The following is a 26,310-nucleotide window of genomic DNA, read 5'->3' as shown; positions in this document are numbered from 1 at the left end:
CACCCTGCGCGCCGGGCGATCTGACGCCACGGCAGCGGTCCCGGCGGCGCGAATCGGAGCGCGATTGTCGCCGCGCGTGTGGTACAAGGCGACAGCCAGACTTTTCGGGGCGCAGCGACGGGGACGCAGCATGAAACTGACGGTGAACGGCACGCCAAGGGACATCGAGGTCGAGGACGACATGCCGCTCTTGTGGGTGCTGCGCGACGTGCTCGGGCTCAAGGGCACGAAATACGGTTGCGGCGTCGCCCAGTGCGGCGCCTGCACGGTGCATCTCGACGGACGGGCGGTGCGGTCCTGCGTGACCCCCGCCGGCGCCGCGGATGGCAGCATGGTCGTCACCATCGAGGGTCTCGGGTCGCCCGATGCGCCGCATCCGGTGCAATGCGCCTGGATCGACCATCAGGTCGCGCAATGCGGCTACTGCCAGTCAGGCCAGATCATGCAAGCGGCGCACCTGCTCGACACCCTGCCGGCGCCCAACGATGCACAGATCGACGCGGCCATGTCGGGCAACCTCTGTCGCTGTGGCACCTACCCCCGCATCCGTGCGGCGATCCACGCCGCGGCAAGAACGATTGGGGAGACCTGAGATGGGACGCGCCCGCACCATCGCCCGCCGCGCCTTCCTGATCGGCTCGGCCGCCGTGGCCGGCGGCGTCGCCTTCGGCGCCTACCACGTCGCGCGTCCGCACGAGAATCCGCTGACCCAAGGGCTCCGCGAGGGTGCGGCGAGCTTCAACCCCTGGGTCCGGATCGACAGTGAGGGTATTACCCTCATCACCCCGCACCACGACATCGGACAGGGTGTCACCCACATGCAGGCCTTGCTGATTGCCGAGGAGATGGACCTCGAACCCGGCCAGTTCGACACCGCCTACGGACCGCCTGCCCCGGCCTATTACAACACCGCCTTCGCCGCCGAGGGCGCCGACGCTCTGGCCGCGGTCACGCCGTTGCCCGCCGCCGCGCTGACCACGGCGCTGTCGGCCGCGATCAAACTCATGGGCGTGCAGGGCACCGGCGGCTCGACCTCGACCGCCGACAGTTTCGACAAGCTGCGCAAAGCCGGCGCCGTCGCCCGCGAGACGCTGAAGGCGGCGGCAAGTGCCGAGACCGGCGTGCCGGTCGCCGACCTGCGGACGTCGGCGGGCCGGGTCCTGCTGCCCGACGGTAGCGCGCTGCCCTACACCAGCCTCGCCGCACGCGCGGCCCGGATCGACCCGGTGACAGACGTCACCCTGCGCGACCCGTCCGAATGGCGCATGGTCGGAAAACCGACCTTGCGCGCCGACGTCATGGCAAAGTCGACCGGCACCCAGACTTACGGCATCGACCTCGAGATCGACGGCATGGTCCATGCCGCGGTGCGCGTGAACCCGCGCCGCGGGCCGCTGAAAGGCTTCGATGCCAGCGCCGCGCGTGACCTGCCCGGGGTTCTTGGCGTTCACGAGGTCACCAACGGTGTCGCCGTGACCGCAACAGGCACCTGGCACGCGTTCCGGGCCATCGCTGCCATCGACTGCGACTGGGGTCCGTCGCCCTATCCGGCTGAACAGGCGCAGCATTGGGCGGCGCTCGAGGCGGGGTTCGAGCCCGACCTGCTCGATGCCGTCTGGCGCGAGGATGGCGATGTCGCCGCCGCGGGGGACACGCTGACCGCCGAGTATCGCGCGCCCTATGTCGCGCACCAACCGCTCGAACCGCTCAACGCAATCATGCGCGTTACCGATGACGGCGTCGAGGTCTGGACCGGCAGCCAGATGCCACGCTTTCTGCAAAGCATCGTCGCCGGGATCACCGGCCATGACGCAGAGGACGTGATCCTGCACAACCAGACGTCGGGCGGCAGCTTCGGGCATCGGCTCGAGTTCGAGAACGTCCGGCTCTGCGCCGAAATCGCGAACGGGATGCGCGGCACGCCGGTCAAGCTGACCTACACGCGCGAGGAGGATTTCGCGCAGGACTTTCCACGCCACATCGCTCTGGCGCGCGGACGCGGTGTCGTTGCCGATGGTCGCATCACCTCGGTCGACATCGACGTCGCGGCGGCCCCGGTCATGGCCTCGCAGGGCGCGCGCGCCGGCCTGCCGCCTTCGGGACCCGATTCGCAGATCGTCGCGGGGATCTTCAATGCGCCCTACGGCATCGAGAATTTCCGGGTGCGCGGCTACGCGGTGCCGGGTCTTGCGCCGGTCTCCTCGTGGCGCTCGGTCGGAGCGTCCTTCGGCGGGTTCTTCCTCGAAAGCCTGGTCGACGAGCTCATTCACGCCGCCGGGGCCGATCCGGTAGAGGAACGTCTGCGCTTCGTGACCGACCCGGTGGCGCGCGGGGTTCTGGAAGCGGTCGCCGCCGATGCCGGCTGGGACGGTCCTTCGATCGGTGAAGGGCGCGGGCGGGGCGTCGCGCTTGTGGAAAGCTTCGGCGTGCCGGTGGCCGAGATCGTGGACGTGACGGTAACCGACGCCGGGGTCCGGATCGACGATGTCTGGGTCGCGGTCGATCCCGGAACAATTGTCGATCCGGTCAACATCGAAAACCAGATCCAGGGCGGCGTGATCTGGGGGCTCGGTCACGCGATCAATTCCGAGATCACCTATACTGACGGGATTCCACAGCAGACGAACTATCACGACGGCGCGGGCATGCGGATGCACCAGGCGCCACGCGTCCATGTTCGGACGCTGTCGAACAATCCGAATGTGCGTGGGATCGGCGAGCCACCGGTGCCCCCCGCCCCGCCGGCACTGGCCAATGCGATCTTTGCCGCCACGGGCAGGCGCCTGCGCGAGATGCCCTTCGGAAAGTTCGTTGAATTCGTTTAGGTTGCGGTCAGCCGATCAGCGGTCCGCCGGGGCCGAGGGTCTCGTCATAATGCCGCTTGAGCCGCATCAGCGCGATGCGCAGCACGATCTTGCCCGACCGAGCCGACCAGCCCATGCGTTTTTCCGCCGTCTCGAGACCTTCGAGATAGCAGCAGCAGCGCAGCGCGACGTCCGCAAGACCCGGACCGAGATCGTCGAGCGCAGCCGCGACACGGGCCGCCGCCGCCTCGGGCCCACGCCCGCCACCGGCGGCGCCGGGCTGCGTCGGACGGACGCCACCGGTGAGAAAGCTCTCCCAATTCTGCGCCACCCGCGGGCCCATCTGCGCCAGCTCGAAATCCTCGCGCAGCCGTTCGCCCGCGCGCACGAAGGCGTCGTCGAGAAACGGCGCGCCGTCCTTGTCGCGGCGTCTTGCCAGGGCCGTCAGCGGGCTTTCCGAAAGGTTGTAGCGGGCGCGGCGCGTTCGACCCTCGTCGCCGTTTCCGCGATCAGCCCATGCATTGCGGTCGACGAAGGTCGCCTGGGCGTCGGCAAAACCGGGCACGGCAGTTCCGGACTCCTCGGCCAGCATGTCCTCGAGGGCTGCGCGCCCCGCAGGGGTGACGGTGTAGCGCGTAATCCGGCCAGCGGTCTGCGCGGTGATCCAGTCCTTGAGCGCAAGCGCCTCGGCCGTCGCACGCTCGACCACACCGGTACGCGTGGTTCCGCCGGGTCCCTCGCGCACGATGACCGCCTTTTCCATGTCGGCAGCAACGGCAAGCACCGCCCCGGTTTCGCACAGGCGCCGCAGCACCCGGCCCGCCTCGGCCAGCAGTGTGGCTTCGGAAACATCCCCACCAGGGGCCTTCGGTGTCGGGCGCGGTTCCATACTCATGCGTGTTGCGTCCTTCTCAGCTTGGCGTCTTGTCCCTGGCCTGTCGATGTGCGCGCCCAGAGTGCGCAGCGCCGCGTCCACAAGCGGATCGTCGCGCCGGGTCTCGACCCTTCGGATCTGGCGAAGCACGGTCGAGGCGTGGCACCCCGCGCTGCGCGCCAATGCCCGGATCGACAGGCCTGCCTCGGTGTGCGCGAGGTATATCCGCGCCGCCGCCGGAACCCAGTCCGGCAATCCGTTGGCACTGCGCGCTTCGCGCGGACCAGCCTGTGTAAATGAATGTGTCATCCGTCCCGGCACTCGTCAGTCGGCAGGGCTTATCCCCGTGATTATCCACACAACCTAAAGATGCACTGGTTACCCGATGATTAAGATTTTCGACAAATGCAATCATTGGTTTAAAAGGATAAATAGAGTTTAAACCTGCGGTCTCGGGATACCCGCGACGCGCAACACCATCCTTGCCTGGTCCATATTGTGTCACCCGACGCGGCTGCCGGCTGCGCCTGACTGGACAAGGACACGACATGCAAGACCTGCTCTCGATGCTGCACGCCCTCCGTCGCCCGCCGCTGCTGATGCGGGCCGCCCGGATCGGCGCCGAGGATTACCGGCGGTCAGTCCATCTGCCGCGCCTGATCGGATACGGGCAGCTGCCCCGGCACGGGTCGGCACTGCTGAAGCTGATGGAACTGGAAGCCGAACTGAACGCCCAGCGCCTGTCCGGCGACACCGGCTACAGCCTCGTGCGCCACGTCGACGTGCTGATCGCAATGGTGGCCGAGGCGCGCATCCTGCGGGCGTCGCAGGCCGCCTGACACCTCTCGGTCAGGCGAAGGCGTCGGGCATATCGGACTTGCGCTTGGCGACGAAGGCGTCAAGCGCCTCGCCAACCGCGGGATCGAGCGCCGGCTGGCGGTAGTCGGCCAGCAGCTTGGCGACCCGAAGGCTGGCCAGCGCCTGCGTGTCGCGCGCACCCTCGTCCTGCCAGGTCTCGAACGGCTTGTAGTCGAGCAGGTCACTTTTCCAGAACGCGCTCTTGAAGTTCGCCTGGGTGTGCGCGCAGCCGAGGTAATGCCCGCCCGGCCCGACCTCGCGGATCGCGTCCAGCGCCTGCGCGGTCTCGTCGATCTCGATACCCTTTGCGAGGTGATGCAGCGTGCCGAGCTGGTCGGCATCCATCACGAATTTTTCGTAAGAAGACACCAGCCCGCCCTCGAGCCAACCGCAGGCGTGCAGCATGAAGTTCACGCCCGACAGCAGCCCCATGTTGAGGCTGTTCGAGGTCTCGTAGGCGGCCTGCGCGTCCGGCAGCTTCGAGCCGCAGAACGACCCAGCCGAGCGGAACGGCAGGCCCATGCGCCGCGCGAGCTGACCTGCGCCGTAGGTGATGTGCGACGCCTCGGGCGTGCCGAAGGTCGGCGCACCGGAGTTCATGTCGATCGAGGTGACGAAAGCGCCGAAGATCACCGGCGCGCCTTTGCGGATCAGCTGCGAATAGGCGATACCTGCGAGCACTTCAGCCAGAACCTGGGTCAGCGTGCCGGCGACCGACACCGGGGCCATCGCGCCGCCGACGATGAAGGGCGAGATGATGCAGGCCTGATTGTTCGCGGCATAAACCTCGAGCGCGCCCATCATCACGTCGTCGAAGGTCATCGGCGAATTGATGTTGATCAGCGAGGTCATCACCGTGTTCTCGGCAACGAACTCCGCGCCGAAAAGTACCTTGCACATGTCCACCGAATCCTGTGCCCGGCTGGGTTCGGTGACCGAGCCCATGAACGGCTTGTCGCTGAGCGTCATGTGCGCGTGCAGCATGTCAAGGTGGCGCTTGTTCACCGGCACGTCCGTCGGCTCGCAGACCGTGCCGCCGGAGTGGTGCAGCCATTTCGACATGTAGCCGAGCTTCACGAAATTCCGGAAATCCTCCATCGTCGCGTAGCGTCGCCCGCCGTCGGCATCGCGCACGAAGGGCGGACCATAGACCGGGGCGAGGACGAGGTTTCGGCCGCCGACGACGACGTTGCGCTCGGGGTTGCGCGCGTGTTGGGTGTAGGAGGAGGGCGCGGTTGCGCAGAGCTTGCGGGCCAGACCGCGCGGAATGCGCACCCGGTCGCCCTGCACATCCGCCCCGGCCTCGCGCCAGCGCTCCAGAGCCTTCGGGTTCTCCGGGAAATTGACGCCGATCTCCTCGAGCACCAGTTCGGCATTGGCCTCGATGATCTCCAGCGCCTCTTCGGACAGGACTTCGAAGTCGGGGATTCGCCGCTCGATGAATTTCGCGGTCTCGAAGGACACCGCGCTGCGCTCGGCCCTGCGCGCGGCACCGCCGCCGCCCCGTGTCCGTCTTGCCGCTTCCGCCATGTGTGTCCCCGATGTCGAATGTTTCGTGCTGCCTACTCCATTCGTCGCACCCGCTTCTCGTCTATTGCGGCGATGCAGGGAAAAAAGCGACATGCCTCCGCGACGCCCTTGCCGGCCATGCGGCAACACCACTTGCCACCCGCTGCGCGCTTGCCTAATCAGCCTGCATGGACACGTCTGATCACGACCGCCTTCTGATCCTCGATTTCGGCAGCCAGGTGACGCAGCTCATCGCGCGGCGCCTGCGCGAGCTCAACGTCTATTGCGAGATCCACCCGTTCAACGCCGTCACCGACGACTTCCTGAAGGCCTTCGCGCCCAAGGCGGTGATCTTCTCCGGCGGGCCGGCCTCGGTCTTCGCCGAAGGTGCGCCGATGCCGCCCGCTTCGGTCTTCGAGCTGGGCGTGCCGATCCTGGGCATCTGTTACGGCCAGCAAGTGATGATGCATTGCCTCGGCGGCCATGTCGAACGCGGCAAGGGCACCGCCGAGTTCGGACGCGCCTACGTGACCCCGGGCGGCACGAAACTCGATCTGCTGGAAGGGTGGTTCGAGACCGACCGCGAACAGGTCTGGATGAGCCACGGCGACCACGTTTCCAAGATCGCGCCGGGGTTCGAGGTCTACGGCACCTCGCCCAACGCGCCTTTTGCCGTCACCGCCGACGTGAACCGGCATTTCTATGCCGTCCAGTTCCACCCCGAGGTGCATCACACGCCGAACGGCGCCCGGCTCTACGAGAATTTCGTGCGGATCGCGGGCTTCAAGGGCGACTGGACGATGGGCGCCTACCGCGAGGAGGCCATCGCGCGCATCCGCGAGCAGGTCGGCTCGGAAAAGGTGATCTGCGCTCTGTCGGGCGGCGTCGACAGCTCGGTCGCGGCGATCCTTCTGCACGAGGCGATCGGCGACCAGCTCACCTGCGTCTTCGTCGATCATGGGCTGCTGCGGAAGAACGAGGCCGACGAGGTCGTGACCATGTTCCGCGAGCACTACAACCTGCCATTGATCCACGCCGACGAGGCCGATCTGTTCCTCGGCGAACTCGAAGGCGTCTCGGACCCCGAGACCAAGCGCAAGATCATCGGCCGGCTCTTCATCGACGTGTTCCAGAAGCACGCCGACGAGATCGACGGGGTCAAGTTCCTCGCCCAGGGCACGCTCTACCCCGACGTGATCGAAAGCGTCAGCTTTTCGGGCGGCCCTTCGGTCACCATCAAGTCGCATCACAACGTCGGCGGCCTGCCAGAGAAGATGGGCCTCAGCCTCGTTGAACCGCTGCGCGAGCTCTTCAAGGACGAGGTCCGCGCCTTGGGGCGCGAGCTGGGTCTGCCGCCCAGCTTCATCGGGCGCCACCCCTTCCCCGGTCCGGGCCTTGCCATCCGCTGCCCCGGAGAGATCACCCGCGAAAAGCTCGACATCCTGCGCGAGGCGGATGCCGTCTACATCGACCAGATTCGCCGCCACGGTCTCTACGACGAGATCTGGCAGGCCTTCGCGGCGATCCTGCCGGTGCGCACGGTGGGCGTGATGGGCGATCACCGGACCTACGATTACGCCTGCGCCTTGCGCGCGGTGACCTCCGTGGACGGCATGACCGCGGATTACTACCCGTTCAGCCACGAGTTTCTCGGCGAAACGGCGACGCGGATCATCAACGAGGTACCTGGAATCAACCGCGTGACCTACGACATCACCTCGAAGCCGCCGGGCACGATCGAATGGGAGTGAGTCGTGCCCTGACGCACCACCGCCGCGTCGGGCATTGGCGATGACCGGGACCACGCCGGAGCGGACCGCCGGAACCGCGACGCTGCGCACGGCGGCGGCCCCTGACGTTCCGCAGGAAGCGACGCCTGCACAAACGCTGCGCGCCGCGCTCTGGATGCTCGGCTCGATCGCCTCGTTCAGCTCGATGGCGGTGGCGGGTCGCGAGCTCGCGGGCGAACTCGACACTTTCGAGATCATGACCTACCGCAGCCTGATCGGCCTTTTCATCGTGCTGGTCGTCGCCGGGGTCGCCGGGACGCTGCACCAGGTCAACACTCGCTCGTTCGGCACGCAGATTGCCCGGAACATCGCGCATTTCACCGGGCAGAACCTGTGGTTCTACGCGGTGACCGTCATCCCGCTGGCGCAGGTCTTCGCGCTCGAGTTCACCTCGCCGCTCTGGGTCATCGTGCTGTCACCGATCTTTCTCGGCGAACGGCTGACCCGGACCCGCGCCTTTGCCGCCGTGATGGGATTCGTCGGCATCCTGATCGTCGCCCGGCCCGATCCCGCCGGGCTCAACCTCGGGATCGCGGCGGCGGCCTCTTGCGCGATCTTCTTCGCCACCACCGCGATCCTGACGAAACGCTTGACCCGGACCCAGTCGATCACCTGCATCATGGTGTACCTCACCGCGACGCAGCTTGTCTTCGGACTGATCGCGTCGGGGTATGACGGAAACATCGCGCTGCCCGGAACTTCTGCCCTGCCCTGGGTCATCATCATCGCCGTCGCCGGGCTCGTCGCGCATTACTGCCTGACCACGGCGCTGTCGATCGCGCCGGCCACGGTCGTCATGCCGATGGATTTCATCCGACTTCCTGCCATCGCGATCATCGCAATGCTGCTTTACGCCGAACCGCTCGACCCGCTGGTTTTCCTGGGGGCCGCGATCATCTTCGGCGGGAACTATCTCAATATCTGGCGCGAGACGCGCGCCCGTTGACGGCATTGCGCCGTTGGGTCACTTAGAATTCGTGCCGTGGCGTCACACGTTGACGCCACCGGACCGCTTCCGCTTTATCGCCCAGCCGATCCGGCCGTGAGAAGCGGGATCGTACCGCGTTTTTTGGGAGGCACTATCGATGAAATCCTTGTACACCAGCGCAGCCGCACTCGCGTTCGGAGCGACCGCGGCCCATGCCGGCGCCATCGACCGGTCCGGTCAATCCGTGGCCGTCCTGTTCGAGGAAGGGCGCTATGTCGAATTCAGCCTCGGCAGCATCAACCCCGACGTCTCGGGCACCGGATCGGTGCTGCTGGGCGGCGGCGAGTCCGGCGACATGGCGCCGTCCTACCTGCAGTTCGGCGCGGCTTACAAGGCCGACATCAATGACCAGTGGTCCTACGCGCTGATCTACGACCAGCCCTTCGGCGCCGACGTCGACTATCCGGGCGGCACGGGCTACTTCGCCCAGGGCTCGACCGCCGAGCTGGACAGCCACGCCCTCACCGGGATCCTGCGCTACAAGATGCCATCGAACGTCAGCTTCTACGGCGGTATCCGCGCGCAGTCGCTGGAAGCCAAGTCGAACATCCCGTTCGTCGCGGGCTACACCGGCGAAGGCGACCGCGACTGGGGCGTCGGCTATCTTGCCGGTGTCGCCTACGAGCGGCCCGATATCGCGCTGCGCATCTCGCTGACCTACAATTCCGAGATCACTCACAAGCTCGACACCACCGAAAGCTCGCTGGTGCTCGGCGGGCCGAACACCTCGGTCACCGAGGTCGACACGCCGCAATCGGTGAACCTCGAGTTCCAGACCGGCATCGCCGAGGACACGCTGCTGTTCGGCGGCGTCCGCTGGGCCGACTGGTCGGATTTCGACATCACGCCGGCCGACTACCAGACCCTGACGGGTGGATCGCTGGTCAGCTACAACGACGACGTCTACACGTGGTCGCTGGGCGTCGGGCGCCGCATCAACGACAACTGGTCGGTCGCGGCGTCCGTGGGGTATGAAGAGCAGAACGGCGGCTTCTTCACCAACCTCGGGCCCACCGACGGGATGACGAGCGTCGGCCTCTCGGCGGTCTATACCGAAGGCAACATGAAGATCACCTCCGGTGTCCGCTACAGCTGGATCGGCGATACGGAGACACGCGCAGGCGCTGTCGAACCGGCTGGCACCTTCGACGGTAACGATGCCATCGGCTTCGGCGTGAAGGTCGGCTACACCTTCTGACGCACGCACGTCTGTCAAATGCAGAAAGGGCCGGCGCCGATGCGCCGGCCCTTTTTCGTCAGCGTTGGGTCCCGATCCGACCCCACCCATATGCGCAACATCCGGGTCGCCTCGCCCCCGAAGCCGGGATAGAACCGCCCGGATGGCGCCGCAGAAATCCATATCGCCCCGGGCCTGGGCCGAAATCACGCTGCTTGCGATGATCTGGGGCGCGTCGTTTCTGGCGATCCGCGTCGCCCTGAACGAGATCGGCCCTCTCAGCGTTGTCGCACATCGCACGTTCTGGGCGATGCTGTTGCTCTGGGGCGTGGTTCTTGTCACACGCACCGCAATGCCGCGCGATCCGGAGACATGGGCCGCACTTGCCGTCATGGGGCTGCTCAACAACGCCATTCCCTTCACCCTGATGGCTTGGGGACAGCAATACATCGAGACCGGCCTCACCTCGATCCTGAACGCCGCTACGGCGATCTTCGGGGTCGTCGCCGCCGCGATCTTTCTGGCCGACGAGCGCCTCACTCTGCGCAAGGGCGCCGGCGTGGGACTGGGCTTTGCCGGCGTGGTCACCGTGATCGGCCTTGCGAACCTCGCGGACCTGAATCTGCGCAGCACCGCGCAGCTTGCCGTGCTGGCCGGCACCGTGTCCTACGCGCTGGCCGGTGTCTGGGCGCGCCGCCGCCTGTCGGGCCTCTCGCCGCTGGCCGCCTCGACCGGGATGCTGACCTGTTCGGCGGCCTTGAGCGTGCCGTTGGCCTGGGGACTGGAGGGTCCGCTGAGCTTGTCGCTCGCCCCCGCGACGCTGACCGCCATCGCCTATTACGCGCTGATCGCAACCGCCGGCGCCTATATGCTCTATTATCGCGTGCTGGCGATGGCCGGCAGCGGCAACCTGTTGCTCGTCACCCTGCTGATCGCCCCTTTCGCGATCCTGCTCGGTGCGCTTGTGCTCGGCGAGACACTGCACCCGCGCGCCTATGCCGGCTTCGCGCTTCTGGGTGCGGGCCTGGCGGTGCTCGACGGACGCATCCTCGGGCGCCGCCGCAGCGCGGCGATTGACCGGGTTCCGCCGCGCGGCTAGGACAGGTCGAACGACGAGGCAGGTCCGGGACCGACAGCGCATGCTCTATCCATCCGCCAGCGCGTGGCGCGACGCGCCGCACAAGTCCGTGCTGGTCTATGGCATGTCGGGACTCGGCAAGACCCACCTGTCGAACCTGCTGCGCGGGGGTGGCGACTGGTTCCACTATTCCATCGATTACCGCATCGGCACGCGCTACCTCGGCGAGGCGATCACCGACAATGCCAAGGCCGAGGCGATGAAGGTGCCCTTCCTGCGCGACCTGTTGCTGTCCGACAGCATCTACATCGGCTCAAACATCACCTTCGCCAACCTTGCGCCCGTCGCGACCTGGCTCGGCAAGCCGGGCGATCCCGCGAAGGGCGGCTTGCCGATCGACGAATACCGCGCGCGGCAAGAGCAGTTCCGCGCCGCCGAGGTCGCCGCGCTGCGCGACACCGCCCATTTCGCGGCCCGCGCCCAGCGGCTTTACGGCTATCCGCATTTCATCTGCGACACCGGCGGCTCGATCTGCGAATGGGTCACCCCCGACGATGACGACGACCCGCTGTTGCGCGCGCTCTCCGACTCCGCCCTGCCGATCTGGATCAAGGGCGATGCCGACCATACCGAAGAGCTGATCCGCCGCTTCGACCGCGCGCCGAAACCGATGGCCTACCAGCCGGAGTTTCTCTCGCAGGTCTGGGACGAATTCCTGCGCGAACACGCGGTTGCCCCGGACAAGGTCGATCCGGACCAGTTCATCCGCTTCACCTATGCCCGGGCGCTGGCGCACCGTCAGCCGCGCTACGAGGCGATGGCCCGCTGGGGCATCACCGTCACAGCCGACGAGGTTGCGGCCCTCGACACGCCGCGGGACTTCGTCGATCTGGTCGCCGATAAGCTCTGAGTTCAGCCCGCGCAGGCCGCGACCGCGGCGTCGATGGCCTCGGTCGACCCGCGCAGCGTTACCGTCACGAGGTTTTCGCCCGCGGCGTCCCGGATTCGCAGCCTCTTGCGCGCCTCGGCGCGCAGCGCCTGCATGAACGTGTCGCCGGGCGGCAGTGACACCCGGTATTCGCCATCGACCCAGTCGAAAGGGATGACGTATTCGACCGTATCGATCATCAGGCTCAGCTCTGCGCCGGCGATGGTCAGGCCGAAGATCGCGTAATAGCTCTGACCCGTCTCGGTGCAGATGTAATAGAAGCTGCGCCCGGGCTGTTTGGCCTCGGCGCCCGCGAAGTAGCGTTCTCCGTCCGTGGCCAGCGCATGGGTCCAGTCCTCGAGCCGCTTACCCTTCTTTCCCTTGCGCACTTTCTTCTGGTTGGCTTGAGCGATCGCATCGCCCGCGGGGGCTGCGGGCGACGCCGTCTGCGCCTGCGCACCGCCATCCCCCTGTGGCGGCACGGAACACTCGCGCGCGACGCACTGATGATATTCGGGGCTTTCGTTGCCGGGCGACGCCGCGAGGCACCTCCAGACGCAGCGCTGCTGTGCCATCGGGTCGTCCTGCGCCCGGGCAGCGCCTGCCAGCATCACCAGCGCGACAATCAACCAGCGCATCGCGGCCTCCTCGAGTCCTTGTGACCGCACCAGCATCTCACGCTTCGGCGCGAAATCAAACCGGGCCGCGCACACCCGGGCCACCGCCTGCCCTTGGCAGAGGGCAAGGCAGGGTCTATCTAGTCGGTTCGCAACTTCGACGGACCGTCCCATGCCCATCAAGATCCCCGCCCAACTGCCCGCCTACGACGTGCTCCGGCACGAAGGCGTCATGGTCATGGACGAAGACGCGGCCGCGCGGCAGGACATCCGTCCGCTGCGCATCGGACTACTCAACCTGATGCCGAAGAAGATCCAGACCGAGAACCAGTTCGCGCGCTTGATCGGGGCGACCCCGTTGCAGATCGAGCTGAGCCTGATCCGCATGTCCGAGCATCAGACCAAGAATACGGCCGCCGAGCACATGGAAAGCTTCTACCGCCCCTTCGAAGAGGTGCGCGACGAGAAGTTCGACGGGCTCATCATCACCGGCGCACCGATCGAACATCTCGAATTCCACGACGTCACCTACTGGGACGAGCTTGTGCAGGTGATCGACTGGACCCAGAGCAACGTGCATTCGACCTTCGGTGTCTGCTGGGGCGGCATGGCGATGATCAGCCATTTTCACGGGGTGAAGAAACACATGCTGACGGAAAAGGCCTTCGGCTGCTTCCGGCACGCCAACCTGCAACCGGCCTCGCCGTACCTCCGCGGCTTCTCCGACGATTGCGTGATCCCGGTGTCGCGCTGGACTGAGATGCGCCAGGACGAGATCGACAACGTGTCCGCACTCACCACCCTGCTCGGCAGCGACGAGGTCGGGCCCTGCCTGGTCGAGGATGCCGCGCACCGGGCGCTCTACATTTTCAACCACTTCGAATACGACAGCGACACGCTGAAGCAGGAGTATGACCGCGACGTCGCCTCGGGCTCGCCGATCGAAGTGCCGCACAACTACTATCCGGAGAACGACCCCGCGCGGATGCCGCTCAACCGCTGGCGCAGCCATGCGCATCTGCTCTACGGCAACTGGATCAACCAGATCTACCAGACCACGCCCTTCGATCTCGACACGATCGGAACCTAGGCAATGATGTGGGTCGCCCTCCTCTTCGCCGCCGCCATCGCCCTTCTTCAGGGCTGCGCACAGGTGCGGGAGGACCGGGCCGAGGCCGCCTACCCGCCCTCGGGCCAGTTCGTCGAGGTCGACGGTACGCGCATCCATGCCCGGGTGATGGGTCAGGGGCCGGACCTGGTGCTGATCCACGGGGCCTCGGGCTCGCTGCGGGACATGAGCTTTTCCTTCGCCCAGCGCCTGACCGACCGCTACCGGGTGATCCTTCTGGACAGGCCCGGCATGGGCTGGAGCGACCGGCCCGACGGCTACGGAGGTGCCTTCAACACCCGCGCGGAATCGCCCGCGGTGCAGGCGCGCCTGCTGCAGGCCGCCGCCGCACAGTTGGGCGCCGAGAAGCCGATCGTGCTCGGCCATTCCTACGGCGGTGCCGTGGCGCTTGCCTGGGCGCTCGATCATCCTGACAATGCCGCGGCGTTGGTGCTGGTCTCGGCCGTCTCCGAACCCTGGCCCGGCGGGTTGGGCACGCTTTACGAGGTGAACAAGACCGCTGTCGGCGGCGCGGTGGTGATCCCTGTTCTCACCGCGACCGCCCCGCAATCGGTGATCGAAGACGTCACCGCCGGCATCTTCGAACCGCAAGCGGTGCCCGCGGGATACCTCGCGCATGTCGGACCGGACATGAGTCTCCGGCGCGCGTCGATGCGCGCAAACGCGCAGCAGGTCGGCAACCTGCGCCCCTACATCGTCGAGATGTCGGCGCGCTATCCCGGTCTCAACCTGCCGGTCGAGATCGTGCACGGGACCGCGGATGAAGTGGTTCCGGCGCGGATCCACTCCGAACGCCTGGTAACCGAGATCCCCGGAGCCCGGCTGACCCGGCTTCAGGGCATCGGCCACATGCCGCACCATGTTGCCCCGCAGCCGGTCGTGGACGCCGTAGACCGCGCGGCCCGCCGATCCGGTTTGCGTTAATCGGGTTAACATCCCATATTGCAAGCGAAACAGCCGCAAGCGGAGGCTCCGATGGATCTGCCTTTCGACGGCGCGATCAGCGCATTTTTCGAGAACGACGCGCCCAAGGACATCCGGCAGGCGATCAAGCGTGCCGACAAGGACGATATCCTGCCCAACAGCTACCCCTACGACGAGGAGATGAAGGGCAAGGCCTACGAAAAGGAGCTTTATCCGCTCCAGATCGAACTCGGGAAACTGCAGAACTGGGCCCGAAAGACCGGCGCGCGGATCGCCTGCATCTTCGAGGGCCGCGATACCGCAGGCAAGGGCGGCACCATCGAACGCTTTACCGAGAACCTGAACCCGCGCGGCGCGCGGATCGTGGCGCTGTCCAAACCCTCGGACACCGAAGCCTCGCAATGGTATTTCCAGCGCTACGTCGAACACCTGCCCTCGGGCGGCGAGATCGTGTTTTTCGATCGCAGTTGGTACAATCGCGGTGTGGTCGAGCCGGTGTTCGGCTTCTGCACCGACGAACAGCGCGAGCATTTCTTCCGCCAGGTGATCCCGTTCGAGCAGATGCTGGTCTCCGACGGCATCCATCTCTTCAAGTTCTGGCTCAATGTCGGGCGCGGTGAGCAGCTGCGCCGGATGCTGGCGCGCGAAAGCGATCCGCTGAAGCAGTGGAAGCTCAGCGAGATCGACGTGAAGGGGCTGTCGAAATGGGACGACTACACCGCCGCGATCGAGGACACGCTGACCCGCAGTCACTCGGCGATGGCGCCCTGGACGGTGGTGCGTTCGGACGACAAGAAACGCGCGCGGCTCAACGCGATCCGCAGCGTGCTTCTGGGCATCGACTATGACGGGCGCGACAAGAAGGCGATCGGCAAGATCGATCCCGAGATCTGTGGCGGGCCGGACATCTGGAATGCCTAAACGCGGGTACCATCACGGCAACCTGCGCCAGGCGCTCGTCGACGCCGCATTGGAACTGATCGAGACCAAGGGCCCCACCGGTTTTACGCTGTCGGAGGCTGCAAAGCAGGCCGGCGTGACCCCGGCGGCGGTCTACCGGCATTTCGAGGGGCGCGAGGACCTGATCGCCGAGATCGCCCTGCAGGGCTACGAGATCTTCGCCGACCTGATGGATTACGCCTACCAGTCCGGCCAGCCCTCGGCGCTGTCGGCTTTCGAGGCCACGGGCCGCGCCTACCTCGCCTTCGCGCGCGAGCATCCGGGCCATTACATCGCCATGTTCGAAAGCGGCATCTCGGTGAACCGCACGCCGGAACTGGCAGCTGTGGCGGGGCGGGCCAACGCGGTGCTGGAGAAGGCCGCGCGCGATCTGTCCCAGCACATTCCCGAGGGCAAGCGGCCGCCGGCTGCGATGTTCTCGGCCCATATCTGGGCGCTCAGCCACGGCGTGGTGGAGCTTTTCGCGCGCAACTCGCCCGGACGCGCCTCACCCTTCCCGGCGGACGAGTTGCTGGAAACCGGGATCGGTATCTACCTGCGCGGGCTGGGTCTGATCGGCGCCGACAAGTAGCCGCACTGCGCCTCGCAAAGGCCCGTAAACGTTAGCTGAGTCAGGCTTCCAGCTTGCGCGCGACGCGGATCAGCCGGGTTGCGCACAGCTTGATGATCCGCGCGTTGAACAGCGTTGCCGGCGTGAAATGAATGCCGAGGTTGTTAAGGTTCTCGATGGCCAGCGTCTTGGTGGCGTGAACAAATCCGCCCGGCTGAGCTTCTTCGAAGCAGCCGTTAACCGTCAGCGTGTCGTAGCCGAAGGTGTTGTTGAAGATGAAAAGCAGCGACTCGGAGTTCATCCGCAGGTGTGGCGTCTCCGATGTCGTCGCGAGGTTGTCCTCGAAAAGATCCACGACCACGCGCTCTGCGAGGTCGTCGAGTTCGACGACCACGGGCTGGAACGCCTTGACGGGGCTCAGCTTGCGCACCGCGCGCATCAGCCCGGGGCTGTTGTTGCGCATGACCCGCGCCTTGTACGTCTCAAAACCCGCCTGCAACGCCGCCATATCGGTGCCCGCGAAATCATTCAGCGGCGCCTCGGACAGGGTTGCATAGCGTTCGCCCCAGAACGCCAGAGCCGCCGCCTCGTCGAGGCGCTCGCTCGGGCCGCCAAGCCGGTCGTAAGGCTGCATCACGACGATCTGCGCATCCTCTCCGGTCATCTCCTCGAGCACCCCCGCGGGCGTGTTCACCGCGTCGTTGAGATAGACGTTCCGCCGGTTTGAGAAGTAGACAAAACTCGCGAAGGGCACCACGAGACGCGGATGAAAGGTTTCGATCTGCATTTTCATCGTCTGCAGCTTCTCGCGCGCCGCCTCCTCGCGCCAGCCCCGGTTCTCCTCGCCGCCTTTCCAGGCCGCGAAGCTGAACTGCGTCAGAAGCACGTCGACATCGCCGGTCACGCGGTGCACCTCGCGCGCCCGCGGCGCGGTCGTCACCTCGCAGTCGTTGAGGTTCAGGATCTTATCCTCGCCCGACCGGATCAGCAGCCCGCTGTCGTAGAACCCGTCCTTGAGGCAGGTCACGCCGAAGCCCGGCGCCACCTCGACCTCGCGGTCGAAGGGCAGTTCCTTCACCTCGAAGCCGGACTTGTCGAGAAAGCTCTTTACCCGCTTGTCGTCGGTGGTCTGGAACAGGAGGCGAATGCCGCGCCGCTTGAGGAGTTCACCGTAACGCTTGAAAAAAGCGACGGAAAAATGATCGGGGTGCTCATGCGACAGCCACAGGTGGGTGGTGCGCTCGAGCAGGGCCTCGATGTCAGCGGGGTCGTTCTCCCACAAGAGATTCCAGCCCTTGTGAAAGGCGTCTCCCGAATACCATGGGTCGCACAGCAGACCGACGCCCTGCCCCGAGACCAGCACCGAGGCGTGATTGACGAATTCGATTTCGGTCTCGAGGCCCTGCATGGCACACCTTTCCTTGCCCGCCCGCCTTGTCCCATGGCGCGCGCCGGGCCTCAAGGCCGCCCTGACGCAGATGTCCCAACGAAAAAGGGCCGGGGAAATCCCCGGCCCTTCCGAAATCTTGCGACAGGCGTCAGCGCTTGGAGAACTGGAAGCTCTTGCGCGCCTTGGCCTTGCCGTACTTCTTGCGCTCGACGACGCGGCTGTCGCGGGTCAGGAAGCCTGCCGCCTTCAGCGCCGCACGCAGCGAGGGATCGTAAAGCTGCAGCGCCTTCGAGACGCCGTGCTTGACCGCGCCGGCCTGGCCCGACAGGCCGCCGCCCTTGACGGTCGCGACCACGTCGAACTGGTCCTCGGTGCCCGACACGGTGAAGGGCTGGCGCAGGATCATCTGCAGCACGGGACGGGCGAAGTACTCGTTCATCGCCTTGCCGTTCACGGTGACCTTGCCGGAGCCCGGCTTGATCCAGACGCGGGCGACGGCGTCCTTGCGCTTGCCCGTGGCGTAGGAGCGGCCCAGTTCGTCGCGGACGGGCTCGCGCGAGATCGCTTCTTCGACGACGACTTCGGCTTCGGTACCTGCGGTGACCTGGTCGAGGTCTTCGAGGGTGTTGATCTGATCAGCCATGCTCATGCACTCCGGGTGTTCTTGGCGTTCATGGACTTGACGTCCAGAACTTCGGGGCTCTGCGCCTCGTGGGGATGGTCGGCGCCTGCGTAGACGCGCAGGTTGGTCATCACCTGGCGGCTGAGGCGGTTGCCCGGCAGCATGCGCTTGACGGCCAGCGTCACCACGCGCTCGGGATGCGCGCCCTCGAGGATCTGCTCCTTGGTGCGCGACTTGATGCCGCCCGGATGCCCGGTGTGCCAGTAGTGGTTCTCTTGGCGCTTCTTGCCGGTCAGCTGGATCTTGTCGGCATTGATGACGATCACGTTGTCACCCATGTCCATATGCGGCGTGAAGGTGGCCTTGTGCTTGCCACGCAGACGCATGGCGACGATCGACGCGAGGCGACCCAGAACGACACCCTCGGCGTCGATCAGGATCCACTTCTTGTCGATATCTGCGGGAGTTGCAGAATAGGTTTTCATGGACGGTTCCCCGTTTGGTGTTGCAGGCCGTCCGCGGGCGGAGACCTCGAATGCGATGCGCGGGTTATAAAGAACCCGACGGCCGGGTCAAGCGCGACTTGTCCGTATTTTCATAGCGAAATCATATAGTTGATAAATAGGTATCATTTTACCCCAATCCTTCAGACCATAATTTGTTCGGGTGGGTTGTCCAGCAGGGACCGCAGGCGCTGCATCGCCGCCTCGAAGGAGCGCAGCGAGACCTGGCCGTTTATCGCGATGCGCACCGCGTGCGGTGCGCGCCCGTCGCGCAGGGCGAATTCATCCGCCGAGCGGATCTGCACCCCCTGCCCCTCAGCAGCCCGGCAGAAGGCCGCCGCGCGCCAGCCCGAGGGCAGACGCAGCCACAGGAACGACACATCCCGGCTCCAGGTCAGGTCGAAACCGCCAAGGACGTTGACCGCCACCTCGACATATTCGCCGATGCGCTCGCGAACGCGGTCGCAGATGGCGCGACTTTCGGGATCGGCGAGCAGCCGATGCGCGATGTCGGCCAGCGGCCGGGCGAGACCGAAGAACCCGTGTTCGGAGACACGGCGCAGGTCGGCGGCCCGTTCGGCAGGCGCGATGGCATAACCGAAGCGCAGCGCCGGGGTCAGGCTTTTCGACAGCGAGGAGACATACCAGGACTGCCCCGGCAGCAGCATGCGGTAGTGCGGAGCGCGGGCTTGGCCCACGCAATAGCAATCGTCCTCGAGGATCTGCACGCCATGCCTGCGGCAAACCTCGGCCAGTTCCTTGCGGCGCTCGATCGGCGTGCAAAGGCCGGTCGGGTTGTGCACGTCGGGCGAGGTGCAGAAGACCTGCGCTTCGGACGCGCGGATCGCGGCGTCGAGCGCCTCCGGCAGAACGCCCGCCTCGTCCATCGCGACGCCCTGCACGTCGGCGCGCAGGGTCTCGGCTGCGCGCCGAAAACCGGCATAGGTCAGGTCCTCGACCAGCACCATCGGCCGCGGGCCGCGCAGGACGGCTTGCAGAACCAGCGAAATCGCATTCTGACCCCCGTGGGACAGAACGATCTCGTCCTCGCTGACGGGTCCAAGCGGACGGACTGCCAGCCAGTCGACGACGGCCTGCCGCACGGGGCGGTAGGCATCGCGCGTCGGGTAGTTGAGAAAATCGAGCGGCGGGCTTTCGGCCACGCCGGCCAGCGCCCGGCGCATCAAGGCCACCTGCCCCATGTCGGGAAGCCGCGGGCTGAACAGGCTGACCATTTCGGCGTCCTGCGGCTCGGTCAGCCGGCCCCAGACGTCGTCATCGCGGTCGGTCTTCGGCTCGGCGACATAGGTTCCGCGCCCGACCTCGGCATTCAACAACCCCTCGTCGGTCAAAACGGTGTAGGCCCGGGCCACGGTGCCCGGCGTGATCTTCAACCGCCAGGCCAGATCCCTGACCGGGGGAAGCCGGTCCCCGGCCTGCAGGGTCCCGTCGGCAATAGCGGTGCGGATGCAGGACGCGACGGTCCGGTACTTCGGTCCGCGGGCGTCACCGAGGTTATCGGGGAAGATTGTATCCATAACAATGTTTCCGTAGCCATTCCGACATCAACTTTGTATCGTTATTCCGTACCGTCACCTGAACTTCGTGTCAATACATTGAGGAGATTTCCGATGACACAGGCCATGACCCTTGCCCCCGAGACGCTGACCTACCTTTCGCAGACGCGCACGATGCCCGTCGTTGCGGTGGTCGCGATCAAGCTCGCGGTCGTCCTGTCGAAATGGGAAACCCGGCGCCGGTCGCGCCAGGCGCTGGCACAGTTGACCGCCTGGCAGTTGCGCGATGTCGGACTGACCCCGGATCAGGCCCGCGACGAGGCGGCAAAATCGTTCTGGCGCGTCTGACCATCCCCGTGGCGACGCGCATCCTGTTGGCCGGGCTTCGTCCCGGCCACTTTTTTCAGCGCACGTGCGCCGGCGGCAGGGCGTAGGTCAGGCTCGCCCGCGCCACAGGTTTGTCGCCACCTTCGGAATGGATCAGCACGTCGGTCACAGACAGCTGCTTGCCCAGTTTCAAAAGCCGCGCCTCGGCCACGAGGTCCACGCCTGCGGCGGGCTTGCGCATGAAGTCGATCGAGCAGTTGGTCGTCACGGCCAGGGCCTTCGGACCGATCATCGCCAGCGTCACCAGATAGGCCGACACGTCCGCCAGTGCGAACATCGACGGGCCGGACACCGTCCCTCCGGGACGCAGGTGCCTGTAACCGGTCTTCAGGCGCACCGCGATCTCGCCCTCGGCGACACGTTCGACGACAAAATCCTCGGCCACCTGCTCGAAGGCCTCTTTCATGAAGGCGGTCAGCGCCGCCACGTCCATCTGCAGACCCATGCTTTTCCTCGCTCGGCTTCCGGCCTAGTGTTGGCCTCGACTGGCGGTGGAGGGCAAGATGGCAATTCTGGAACGTCACGACAGCGGCCCGGTCGCGCACCTGCGGATGAACGCGCCGGAGCGGCTGAACGCGCTGTCGGACGCGATGCTGGACGCCTTGCAGACATCGCTCGATGAGATTGCCGCCACGCCAGACATCCGCGTGGTGATCCTGTCGGGAGCGGGCAAGGCCTTCTGCGCAGGGCACGACCTGAAGGAAATGACCGCGGCGCGCCAGGCCGAGGATGGCGGCGCAGCGGCCTTCAAGGATCTCTTCGACCGATGCGCGCGGGTGATGCAGACGATCCAGTCGATACCGCAGCCGGTGATCGCGCAGGTGCATGGAATCGCCACCGCCGCGGGTTGCCAGCTTGTCGCGACTTGCGATCTCGCGCTGGCCGCTGAAGGCACGCGGTTCGGCGTGAACGGGGTCAACATCGGCCTCTTCTGTTCGACTCCGATGGTGGCGCTGACCCGCAATGTGCCGCGCAAGGCGGCCTTCGAGATGCTGACCACGGGCCGCTTCGTTGAAACGTCCGAAGCCACGGCACTTGGCCTGATCAACCGGTCCTGCCCCGTGGATGCGCTGGAAACCGAGGTTCGCGGACTCGCCGAAACCATCGCCGGCAAACTCGGCAGCGCGGTGCGCACCGGCAAGCGCGCCTTCTACGGGCAGGCGCAGATGAGCATCGAAGATGCGTACGCTTACACCGGCCGCGTCATGGTCGAGAACATGCTCGATCGCGACACGGAAGAGGGCATCGCCGCCTTTCTCGAAAAACGCGACCCGACCTGGCGTCAGTGACAAGCCCGCGCGCGATCGGGGCTCCCATTGTTTCCAATACGCACCCCCACCGTTTCGTGCGGAGCATCTACCAAATCTGGCCGAAACATGGCAGTTTTAGGGCAGACGAATGACCCAGGACTTCGGGGCGTCGGCGGCGGAAGGTCCCTCCAGGGAAGGTTCTCTCTCACCGGCCCGCACTGCCTGCCGCGGCGCCCCGAAAGTCAGTTGCAGTTGCGCCATGACGCGCCCTGCCCTACATGCCGCTCATGACACCCGAACTTCACATCGTCGGCGGCGGCATGGCCGGGTCCGAGGCCGCCTGGCAGGCCGCGAACGCGGGCCTCCGCGTCGTGCTGCACGAGATGCGCCCCGGCGTCGGCACCTTCGCGCACCAGACAGGCCTGTTGGGCGAGATGGTGTGCTCGAACTCCTTCCGGTCCGACGACAACGAGCAGAATGCCGTGGGCCTTCTGCACTGGGAGATGCGCCAGGCCGGCGGGCTGATCATGGACTGTGCCGACCGTCACCGCCTGCCTGCGGGCGGCGCGCTGGCGGTGGACCGCGACCCCTTCGCCCAGACCGTCACCGACAGGTTGCGCGCGCATCCCAACGTGCGCGTCGAGGCGGGCGAGATCACCGGACTGCCCCGCGACGGACACTGGATCATCGCCACCGGTCCGCTGACCTCTTCCGCGCTCGGCCAGGCCATCGCCGCCGAGACCGGCGCCGACGCGCTGGCCTTTTTCGACGCCATTGCGCCGATCGTCTATTTCGACAGCATCGACATGTCGAAGGCCTGGATGCAGTCACGCTACGACAAGGGCGAGACCGAGGAGGAACGCACCGCCTATCTCAACTGTCCGATGGACCGCGACCAGTACGAAGCCTTCATCGACGCGCTGCTTGCCGCCGACAAGACCGAGTTCCACCAAGGCGAGACCGCCGGCTACTTCGATGGCTGCCTGCCGATTGAGGTCATGGCCGAGCGCGGCCGCGAGACGCTGCGTTTCGGGCCGATGAAACCGATCGGACTGACCAATCCGCACCAGCCGGAAGTCAAGCCCCATGCCGTTGTGCAGTTGCGCCGCGACAACGCGCTGGGAACGCTCTACAATATCGTGGGCTTCCAGACGAAGATGAAGTACGGCGCGCAAACGGATGTTTTCAGACGCATTCCCGGCCTCGAAAACGCCGGTTTCGCGCGCCTCGGCGGGATCCACCGCAACACCTTTCTGAACTCTCCGACCCTGATCGACGCGCAACTGCGACTGCGGTCGGCGCCGCATATCCGCTTTGCCGGCCAGATCACCGGGGTCGAGGGCTATGTGGAATCAGCGGCGATGGGACTGCTCGCCGGGCGGATGGCCGCTGCGGAATTGACCGGGCGACCGCTGGATGCGCCGCCGCCCACCACGGCCACCGGCGCGCTTGTCACACACATCACCGGAGGCGCCGAGGCCAAGACCTTCCAGCCGATGAACGTGAACTTCGGGCTCTTCCCGCCCGTCGCCGGGCTCAAGGGCGGACGTCGCGGGCGCAAGGACCGCTACAAGGCCTACACTGACCGGGCCAAAGCCGACTGGACCGGCTGGCTTGCGGGCGCGGCACTGGACGCCGCCCGAGCCTAGAGGCTATCCTGCCCCTCCATCGCCATAGGAGGGAGGAGCATGTCGCCAGGGTTTCTCGCGAAAGCCTACCAAGCCCGCACGCAGGACGAGACCCGCGATCTTTACGACGCGTGGTCGGAAACCTACGAGGACGAGGTTGTCGAGCAGGGCTACGCCACCCCGGCGCGCTGCGCGTCGGCGCTCGGGCAGTTCTCGGACGACCTGACGCTTCCGGTCCTCGACTTCGGATGCGGGACGGGGCTTTCGGGCGAGGCGCTTGCCCGCGAAGGGTTCCGCACCATCGACGGTGTCGACATCTCCGAGGACATGATCGCACAGGCCCGCGCCAAGGGCGTCTACCGCGACCTTTCGGTCATCGAAGGTGATGGCGGGCTAGCCGCGAAGGCCGCGAACTATTCCGCCGTGGCCGCCATCGGCGTGATCGGTGCCGGCGCGGCCCCGCCAACGGTCTTCGACGAAATTATGCATGGATTGCCGCGCGGCGGGTTGTTCGTCCTGTCCTTCAACGATCACGCGCTTGCCGACCGGTCCATCACGGGACGTATGAACGAATGGCTCGACTGCGGTGCGGCGCGCTGCCTGTTCAGCGAACATGGCGCCCACCTGCCTGGGATCGACCTGAAATCCACGGTCTACGTGCTGCGCAAGAGTTGACCTTCACCACCCGTTTCGCCCCGTCCCCGACCGGCCCGCTGCACCTCGGGCATGCCTATTCGGCGCTGCTGGCCTTCGATCTTGCTCGGGCGCAGGGCGGCAGGTTCTTGCTTCGGATCGAGGATATAGACAAAGGCCGCGCCCGGACCGAATGGGAAGCGCAGATCTTCGACGACCTGCGCTGGCTCGGCCTCGACTGGCCCGAGCCGGTGATGCGCCAGTCCGAACGGCTGGACCAGTACCGCGCGGCGCTCGAGCCGCTCTGGCAGCAGGGGCTGCTCTTTGCCTGCAGCTGTTCGCGGCGCGACGTGCGGGCCGCGGCCTCTGCCCCGCAGGAGGGCGGCGATCCGGTGACCGGGCCGGACGGGATCGTCTATCCCGGCACCTGCCGCGACCGCGATGTTCGCACGGGATCGTCCGCGTTGCCTGCCGGATGCGCGTTGCGCCTGAACATGGCCCGTGCCGTTGCCCGCGCCGCGCCGCTCACCTTTGTCGAAGAGGGCGGAGAGACATCGCGCACGGACACGGTCGATCCCGAAAGCGCCGTCCGGGGAATTGGCGACGTGGTGCTGGCACGGCCCGACATGGGCACCTCTTACCACTTGTCGGTGGTTCTCGACGATGCCGCGCAGGGCGTCACCCATGTCGTGCGGGGCGCCGATCTTTTCGAGGCCACCGGCATCCATGTCATCCTGCAGCGCCTGCTGGGCCTGCAGACGCCGATCTATCACCACCATCGCCTGATCCGCGACGACACCGGCAAGCGCCTTGCAAAGCGCGACGACGCCCGCGCGCTGGCGAAGTACCGCGCCGAAGGGGCCAGCCCAAACGACATCCGGCGCATGGTCGGTCTGCCGCCGGGGCAATGACGCGGTTATTCGAGCTTCATCAACTCCACCTCCGCGCCGTCACGGACGGCGGTGTAAAAGCAGGTCCTGCGGCCCGTGTGGCAGGCCGGGCCGGTCTGGCGCACGATGACGAGCAGGCAGTCGCGGTCGCAATCCACCCGCAGGTCCACGAGTTCCTGGACATTGCCGCTGGTCTCGCCCTTGACCCAGAAGGATGCGCGCGACCGGCTCCAATAGGTCACGCGGCCCGTATCGAGCGTGCGCGCCACGGAGTCGGCGTTCATCCAGGCCATCATCAGCACCTCGCCGCTGGTCTCGTCCTGCGCGATGGCGGGGATCAGCCCCGCGGCGTTGAAGGTGAGGCTGGCGGGGTCGAAGGTCTGTGTGGCCATCGGTGGAAACCTTTTTGCATCTGGGCGGCGATCCCCTATCTATGCAGTCAGTGAACCGAGGAAAACCGCAAAGGCTGCGCGCGACATGTCCGCGGACAACGACCTGATCAAGCTCTACTCCGGCCGTATTCTCGCGCTGGCAGCCGATATCCCGCATCTCGGCCGACTCGATGCGCCGGATGCGACGGTCAAGCGCCGCTCGCCACTGTGCGGGTCGACCGTCACGGTCGATGTCGCGGTCGAGGACGGGCGGATCAGCGCATTCGGGCAAGACGTCAAGGCCTGCGCCCTCGGACAGGCGGCCGCCGCGGTGACCGGTGGCGCCGTCATCGGGCGCACGTTCGACGAGGTCGAGACGGCGCGCGACCAGTTGCGTGCGATGCTGACGCAGGACGGGCCGATACCGGAATCGCCTTTCGAAGGGTTCGAGGTGCTGGAACCGGCGCGCGCGTATCGCAATCGCCACGCCTCGATCCTGCTCAGCATCGAAGCGACTGCCGAAGCCATGCACCAAGCGCTGCAATCCGACTGCGCCTGACACAGCCCTTCCCGACAAGAAAAAGGCGCCGCGCATCCGGGACGGGATGGCGGCGCCAGTCAAGCGATGCTCATGGGGACTCCGAGGTCCTGCGACGGGGTCATCCCCCGCGAAAGGTGCAATCAGGCAGTGCTTGCACCCGGGTGCCGTTTACGGGACAGGCGGCACGGGCAGGACGCCGGCATGACAGCGCAGGCAGAAATCAGGCAAAGGCAGGAAGGTGAAGGCCGACGACCAGCATCAGGGCCAGTGCCGCTGCGCCGACGGCATCCTGCACCAGCGTCGCATGGGACCTGAGGGCGATGGACTTGATCTGTTTCAGCGTCGTCATGCTCACCTCCAACATTTGTTGCTTATTTGTTCTCACGAATTAC

Annotated in this window: 28 protein-coding genes; 18 read left to right on the top strand and 10 right to left on the bottom strand. The window is 66.2% G+C overall.

Translation table 11 applies throughout. From position 1 onward, the window contains the following. The first annotated feature begins 130 nt into the window (after nt 1-130). Together R5H30_RS07270 and R5H30_RS07265 are read left to right on the top strand one after the other, a co-directional pair. Nucleotides 131-592 (top strand): (2Fe-2S)-binding protein, encoded by a 462-nt coding sequence (locus R5H30_RS07270; RefSeq protein ID WP_318327447.1) that lies wholly within the window; start codon nt 131-133, stop codon nt 590-592. Nucleotide 593: 1 nt separating this feature from the next. Further along, nucleotides 594-2,825 (top strand): xanthine dehydrogenase family protein molybdopterin-binding subunit, encoded by a 2,232-nt coding sequence (locus R5H30_RS07265; protein WP_318327446.1) that lies wholly within the window; start codon nt 594-596, stop codon nt 2,823-2,825. Nucleotides 2,826-2,832: 7 nt separating this feature from the next. Here R5H30_RS07265 and R5H30_RS07260 read toward each other — a convergent pair whose 3' ends face one another. Beyond that, the gene (locus R5H30_RS07260) at nt 2,833-3,987 is read right to left on the bottom strand and encodes a DUF6456 domain-containing protein (protein ID WP_318327445.1); all 1,155 of its coding nucleotides are present in this window, start codon (nt 3,985-3,987) and stop codon (nt 2,833-2,835) included. Between the two features lie 239 nt (nt 3,988-4,226). Between R5H30_RS07260 and R5H30_RS07255 the strand changes: the two genes are divergently transcribed. After that, a complete protein-coding gene (locus tag R5H30_RS07255; protein WP_318327444.1) occupies nt 4,227-4,517 on the top strand; it encodes a DUF6477 family protein in 291 nt (96 codons plus the stop codon). A gap of 10 nt (nt 4,518-4,527) precedes the next feature. Here the strand turns inward: R5H30_RS07255 and R5H30_RS07250 are convergent, their stop codons facing one another. Beyond that, a complete protein-coding gene (locus R5H30_RS07250; protein WP_318327442.1) occupies nt 4,528-6,066 on the bottom strand; it encodes a trimethylamine methyltransferase family protein in 1,539 nt (512 codons plus the stop codon). Between the two features lie 167 nt (nt 6,067-6,233). Between R5H30_RS07250 and guaA the strand changes: the two genes are divergently transcribed. The 5 genes from guaA (at nt 6,234) to R5H30_RS07225 (ending at nt 11,988) form a co-directional block, all read left to right on the top strand. Further along, entirely contained in the window at nt 6,234-7,796 is a 1,563-nt protein-coding gene (guaA, locus tag R5H30_RS07245) for a glutamine-hydrolyzing GMP synthase (protein WP_318327441.1), read from the top strand. Nucleotides 7,797-7,836: 40 nt separating this feature from the next. After that, a complete protein-coding gene (locus tag R5H30_RS07240; RefSeq protein ID WP_318327440.1) occupies nt 7,837-8,781 on the top strand; it encodes a DMT family transporter in 945 nt (314 codons plus the stop codon). 139 nt (nt 8,782-8,920) lie between these two features. Beyond that, the gene (locus R5H30_RS07235) at nt 8,921-10,021 is read left to right on the top strand and encodes an OmpP1/FadL family transporter (RefSeq protein ID WP_318327439.1); all 1,101 of its coding nucleotides are present in this window, start codon (nt 8,921-8,923) and stop codon (nt 10,019-10,021) included. A 142-nt stretch (nt 10,022-10,163) separates the two neighbouring features. Further along, the gene (locus R5H30_RS07230) at nt 10,164-11,099 is read left to right on the top strand and encodes a DMT family transporter (RefSeq protein WP_318327438.1); all 936 of its coding nucleotides are present in this window, start codon (nt 10,164-10,166) and stop codon (nt 11,097-11,099) included. Nucleotides 11,100-11,139: 40 nt separating this feature from the next. Continuing rightward, entirely contained in the window at nt 11,140-11,988 is an 849-nt protein-coding gene (locus tag R5H30_RS07225; RefSeq protein ID WP_318327437.1) for an ATPase, read from the top strand. A gap of 2 nt (nt 11,989-11,990) precedes the next feature. Here R5H30_RS07225 and R5H30_RS07220 read toward each other — a convergent pair whose 3' ends face one another. Next, nucleotides 11,991-12,644, bottom strand: coding sequence for a hypothetical protein (locus tag R5H30_RS07220; RefSeq protein ID WP_318327436.1), 654 nt, complete (start codon nt 12,642-12,644; stop codon nt 11,991-11,993). Between the two features lie 151 nt (nt 12,645-12,795). On the opposite strand from R5H30_RS07220, the gene metA reads away from it, so the two are divergent. The 4 genes from metA to R5H30_RS07200 are packed head-to-tail and all read left to right on the top strand — an operon-like array spanning nt 12,796 to nt 16,207. Beyond that, nucleotides 12,796-13,713, top strand: coding sequence for a homoserine O-acetyltransferase MetA (metA, locus tag R5H30_RS07215; protein ID WP_318327433.1), 918 nt, complete (start codon nt 12,796-12,798; stop codon nt 13,711-13,713). A 6-nt stretch (nt 13,714-13,719) separates the two neighbouring features. Next, nucleotides 13,720-14,676, top strand: coding sequence for an alpha/beta fold hydrolase (locus tag R5H30_RS07210; RefSeq protein ID WP_318327432.1), 957 nt, complete (start codon nt 13,720-13,722; stop codon nt 14,674-14,676). Nucleotides 14,677-14,727: 51 nt separating this feature from the next. Next, nucleotides 14,728-15,597 carry a polyphosphate kinase 2 gene (gene ppk2, locus R5H30_RS07205; protein ID WP_318327430.1) on the top strand — a complete coding sequence of 290 codons (870 nt, stop codon included), beginning with the start codon at nt 14,728-14,730 and terminating at the stop codon, nt 15,595-15,597. Further along, the gene (locus R5H30_RS07200; protein ID WP_318327428.1) at nt 15,590-16,207 is read left to right on the top strand and encodes a TetR/AcrR family transcriptional regulator; all 618 of its coding nucleotides are present in this window, start codon (nt 15,590-15,592) and stop codon (nt 16,205-16,207) included. Before ppk2 ends, R5H30_RS07200 begins: the two co-directional genes overlap by 8 nt. A 40-nt stretch (nt 16,208-16,247) precedes the next feature. Here R5H30_RS07200 and R5H30_RS07195 read toward each other — a convergent pair whose 3' ends face one another. The 4 genes from R5H30_RS07195 to R5H30_RS07180 form a co-directional block, all read right to left on the bottom strand. Then, on the bottom strand, nt 16,248-17,594 hold the full coding sequence (locus R5H30_RS07195) for an MBL fold metallo-hydrolase (RefSeq protein WP_318327427.1): 1,347 nt from the start codon (nt 17,592-17,594) through the stop codon (nt 16,248-16,250). Nucleotides 17,595-17,724: 130 nt separating this feature from the next. Then, nucleotides 17,725-18,219, bottom strand: a complete 495-nt coding sequence (gene rpsI / locus R5H30_RS07190; protein ID WP_318327426.1) for a 30S ribosomal protein S9 — start codon at nt 18,217-18,219, stop codon at nt 17,725-17,727. Nucleotides 18,220-18,221: 2 nt separating this feature from the next. After that, on the bottom strand, nt 18,222-18,683 hold the full coding sequence (gene rplM / locus R5H30_RS07185) for a 50S ribosomal protein L13 (protein WP_318327425.1): 462 nt from the start codon (nt 18,681-18,683) through the stop codon (nt 18,222-18,224). Nucleotides 18,684-18,844: 161 nt separating this feature from the next. Further along, complete coding sequence (locus R5H30_RS07180) at nt 18,845-20,239, bottom strand: aminotransferase-like domain-containing protein (protein WP_318327424.1); 1,395 nt, start codon at nt 20,237-20,239, stop codon at nt 18,845-18,847. 93 nt (nt 20,240-20,332) lie between these two features. Between R5H30_RS07180 and R5H30_RS07175 the strand changes: the two genes are divergently transcribed. Further along, a complete protein-coding gene (locus R5H30_RS07175; RefSeq protein ID WP_318327423.1) occupies nt 20,333-20,566 on the top strand; it encodes a DUF1127 domain-containing protein in 234 nt (77 codons plus the stop codon). A gap of 55 nt (nt 20,567-20,621) precedes the next feature. Here the strand turns inward: R5H30_RS07175 and R5H30_RS07170 are convergent, their stop codons facing one another. After that, on the bottom strand, nt 20,622-21,050 hold the full coding sequence (locus R5H30_RS07170) for a PaaI family thioesterase (protein ID WP_318327422.1): 429 nt from the start codon (nt 21,048-21,050) through the stop codon (nt 20,622-20,624). A gap of 58 nt (nt 21,051-21,108) precedes the next feature. Here R5H30_RS07170 and R5H30_RS07165 point away from each other — a divergent pair, with 58 nt between their 5' ends. From R5H30_RS07165 to gluQRS, 4 genes are all read left to right on the top strand, one after another. Next, nucleotides 21,109-21,894 carry an enoyl-CoA hydratase gene (locus tag R5H30_RS07165; protein WP_318327421.1) on the top strand — a complete coding sequence of 262 codons (786 nt, stop codon included), beginning with the start codon at nt 21,109-21,111 and terminating at the stop codon, nt 21,892-21,894. 248 nt (nt 21,895-22,142) lie between these two features. Continuing rightward, the gene (gene trmFO / locus R5H30_RS07160; RefSeq protein ID WP_318327419.1) at nt 22,143-23,504 is read left to right on the top strand and encodes a methylenetetrahydrofolate--tRNA-(uracil(54)-C(5))-methyltransferase (FADH(2)-oxidizing) TrmFO; all 1,362 of its coding nucleotides are present in this window, start codon (nt 22,143-22,145) and stop codon (nt 23,502-23,504) included. A 39-nt stretch (nt 23,505-23,543) separates the two neighbouring features. Continuing rightward, nucleotides 23,544-24,158, top strand: a complete 615-nt coding sequence (locus tag R5H30_RS07155) for a class I SAM-dependent DNA methyltransferase (protein ID WP_318327418.1) — start codon at nt 23,544-23,546, stop codon at nt 24,156-24,158. After that, nucleotides 24,155-25,027 carry a tRNA glutamyl-Q(34) synthetase GluQRS gene (gluQRS, locus tag R5H30_RS07150; RefSeq protein ID WP_318327417.1) on the top strand — a complete coding sequence of 291 codons (873 nt, stop codon included), beginning with the start codon at nt 24,155-24,157 and terminating at the stop codon, nt 25,025-25,027. The genes R5H30_RS07155 and gluQRS overlap by 4 nt, the downstream gene beginning before the upstream one ends. 5 nt (nt 25,028-25,032) lie before the next feature. On the opposite strand, the gene hisI is transcribed toward gluQRS, so the two are convergent. Continuing rightward, entirely contained in the window at nt 25,033-25,398 is a 366-nt protein-coding gene (gene hisI, locus R5H30_RS07145) for a phosphoribosyl-AMP cyclohydrolase (RefSeq protein WP_318327416.1), read from the bottom strand. A gap of 85 nt (nt 25,399-25,483) precedes the next feature. On the opposite strand from hisI, the gene R5H30_RS07140 reads away from it, so the two are divergent. Next, entirely contained in the window at nt 25,484-25,936 is a 453-nt protein-coding gene (locus tag R5H30_RS07140; RefSeq protein WP_318327415.1) for an iron-sulfur cluster assembly scaffold protein, read from the top strand. 202 nt (nt 25,937-26,138) lie between these two features. Here R5H30_RS07140 and R5H30_RS07135 read toward each other — a convergent pair whose 3' ends face one another. Next, the gene (locus R5H30_RS07135) at nt 26,139-26,267 is read right to left on the bottom strand and encodes a hypothetical protein (RefSeq protein ID WP_318327414.1); all 129 of its coding nucleotides are present in this window, start codon (nt 26,265-26,267) and stop codon (nt 26,139-26,141) included. Nucleotides 26,268-26,310 lie beyond the last annotated feature (43 nt).

The organism is Roseobacter sp. FCG-D35, from assembly GCF_033436665.1.
GTDB lineage: Bacteria > Pseudomonadota > Alphaproteobacteria > Rhodobacterales > Rhodobacteraceae > JAWQFO01.
This window is presented reverse-complemented; position numbering and strand designations above follow the sequence as displayed.

What these genes read in the sequence shown, in the direction of transcription:
- R5H30_RS07270 (WP_318327447.1), top strand. Translation starts at nt 131, where the DNA reads ATGAAACTGACGGTGAACGGCACGCCAAGGGACATCGAGGTCGAGGAC.
- R5H30_RS07265 (WP_318327446.1), top strand. Translation starts at nt 594, where the DNA reads ATGGGACGCGCCCGCACCATCGCCCGCCGCGCCTTCCTGATCGGCTCG.
- R5H30_RS07260 (WP_318327445.1), bottom strand. Translation starts at nt 3,987, where the DNA reads ATGACACATTCATTTACACAGGCTGGTCCGCGCGAAGCGCGCAGTGCC.
- R5H30_RS07255 (WP_318327444.1), top strand. Translation starts at nt 4,227, where the DNA reads ATGCAAGACCTGCTCTCGATGCTGCACGCCCTCCGTCGCCCGCCGCTG.
- R5H30_RS07250 (WP_318327442.1), bottom strand. Translation starts at nt 6,066, where the DNA reads ATGGCGGAAGCGGCAAGACGGACACGGGGCGGCGGCGGTGCCGCGCGC.
- guaA (WP_318327441.1), top strand. Translation starts at nt 6,234, where the DNA reads ATGGACACGTCTGATCACGACCGCCTTCTGATCCTCGATTTCGGCAGC.
- R5H30_RS07240 (WP_318327440.1), top strand. Translation starts at nt 7,837, where the DNA reads ATGACCGGGACCACGCCGGAGCGGACCGCCGGAACCGCGACGCTGCGC.
- R5H30_RS07235 (WP_318327439.1), top strand. Translation starts at nt 8,921, where the DNA reads ATGAAATCCTTGTACACCAGCGCAGCCGCACTCGCGTTCGGAGCGACC.
- R5H30_RS07230 (WP_318327438.1), top strand. Translation starts at nt 10,164, where the DNA reads ATGGCGCCGCAGAAATCCATATCGCCCCGGGCCTGGGCCGAAATCACG.
- R5H30_RS07225 (WP_318327437.1), top strand. Translation starts at nt 11,140, where the DNA reads ATGCTCTATCCATCCGCCAGCGCGTGGCGCGACGCGCCGCACAAGTCC.
- R5H30_RS07220 (WP_318327436.1), bottom strand. Translation starts at nt 12,644, where the DNA reads ATGCGCTGGTTGATTGTCGCGCTGGTGATGCTGGCAGGCGCTGCCCGG.
- metA (WP_318327433.1), top strand. Translation starts at nt 12,796, where the DNA reads ATGCCCATCAAGATCCCCGCCCAACTGCCCGCCTACGACGTGCTCCGG.
- R5H30_RS07210 (WP_318327432.1), top strand. Translation starts at nt 13,720, where the DNA reads ATGTGGGTCGCCCTCCTCTTCGCCGCCGCCATCGCCCTTCTTCAGGGC.
- ppk2 (WP_318327430.1), top strand. Translation starts at nt 14,728, where the DNA reads ATGGATCTGCCTTTCGACGGCGCGATCAGCGCATTTTTCGAGAACGAC.
- R5H30_RS07200 (WP_318327428.1), top strand. Translation starts at nt 15,590, where the DNA reads ATGCCTAAACGCGGGTACCATCACGGCAACCTGCGCCAGGCGCTCGTC.
- R5H30_RS07195 (WP_318327427.1), bottom strand. Translation starts at nt 17,594, where the DNA reads ATGCAGGGCCTCGAGACCGAAATCGAATTCGTCAATCACGCCTCGGTG.
- rpsI (WP_318327426.1), bottom strand. Translation starts at nt 18,219, where the DNA reads ATGGCTGATCAGATCAACACCCTCGAAGACCTCGACCAGGTCACCGCA.
- rplM (WP_318327425.1), bottom strand. Translation starts at nt 18,683, where the DNA reads ATGAAAACCTATTCTGCAACTCCCGCAGATATCGACAAGAAGTGGATC.
- R5H30_RS07180 (WP_318327424.1), bottom strand. Translation starts at nt 20,239, where the DNA reads ATGGATACAATCTTCCCCGATAACCTCGGTGACGCCCGCGGACCGAAG.
- R5H30_RS07175 (WP_318327423.1), top strand. Translation starts at nt 20,333, where the DNA reads ATGACACAGGCCATGACCCTTGCCCCCGAGACGCTGACCTACCTTTCG.
- R5H30_RS07170 (WP_318327422.1), bottom strand. Translation starts at nt 21,050, where the DNA reads ATGGGTCTGCAGATGGACGTGGCGGCGCTGACCGCCTTCATGAAAGAG.
- R5H30_RS07165 (WP_318327421.1), top strand. Translation starts at nt 21,109, where the DNA reads ATGGCAATTCTGGAACGTCACGACAGCGGCCCGGTCGCGCACCTGCGG.
- trmFO (WP_318327419.1), top strand. Translation starts at nt 22,143, where the DNA reads ATGACACCCGAACTTCACATCGTCGGCGGCGGCATGGCCGGGTCCGAG.
- R5H30_RS07155 (WP_318327418.1), top strand. Translation starts at nt 23,544, where the DNA reads ATGTCGCCAGGGTTTCTCGCGAAAGCCTACCAAGCCCGCACGCAGGAC.
- hisI (WP_318327416.1), bottom strand. Translation starts at nt 25,398, where the DNA reads ATGGCCACACAGACCTTCGACCCCGCCAGCCTCACCTTCAACGCCGCG.
- R5H30_RS07140 (WP_318327415.1), top strand. Translation starts at nt 25,484, where the DNA reads ATGTCCGCGGACAACGACCTGATCAAGCTCTACTCCGGCCGTATTCTC.
- R5H30_RS07135 (WP_318327414.1), bottom strand. Translation starts at nt 26,267, where the DNA reads ATGACGACGCTGAAACAGATCAAGTCCATCGCCCTCAGGTCCCATGCG.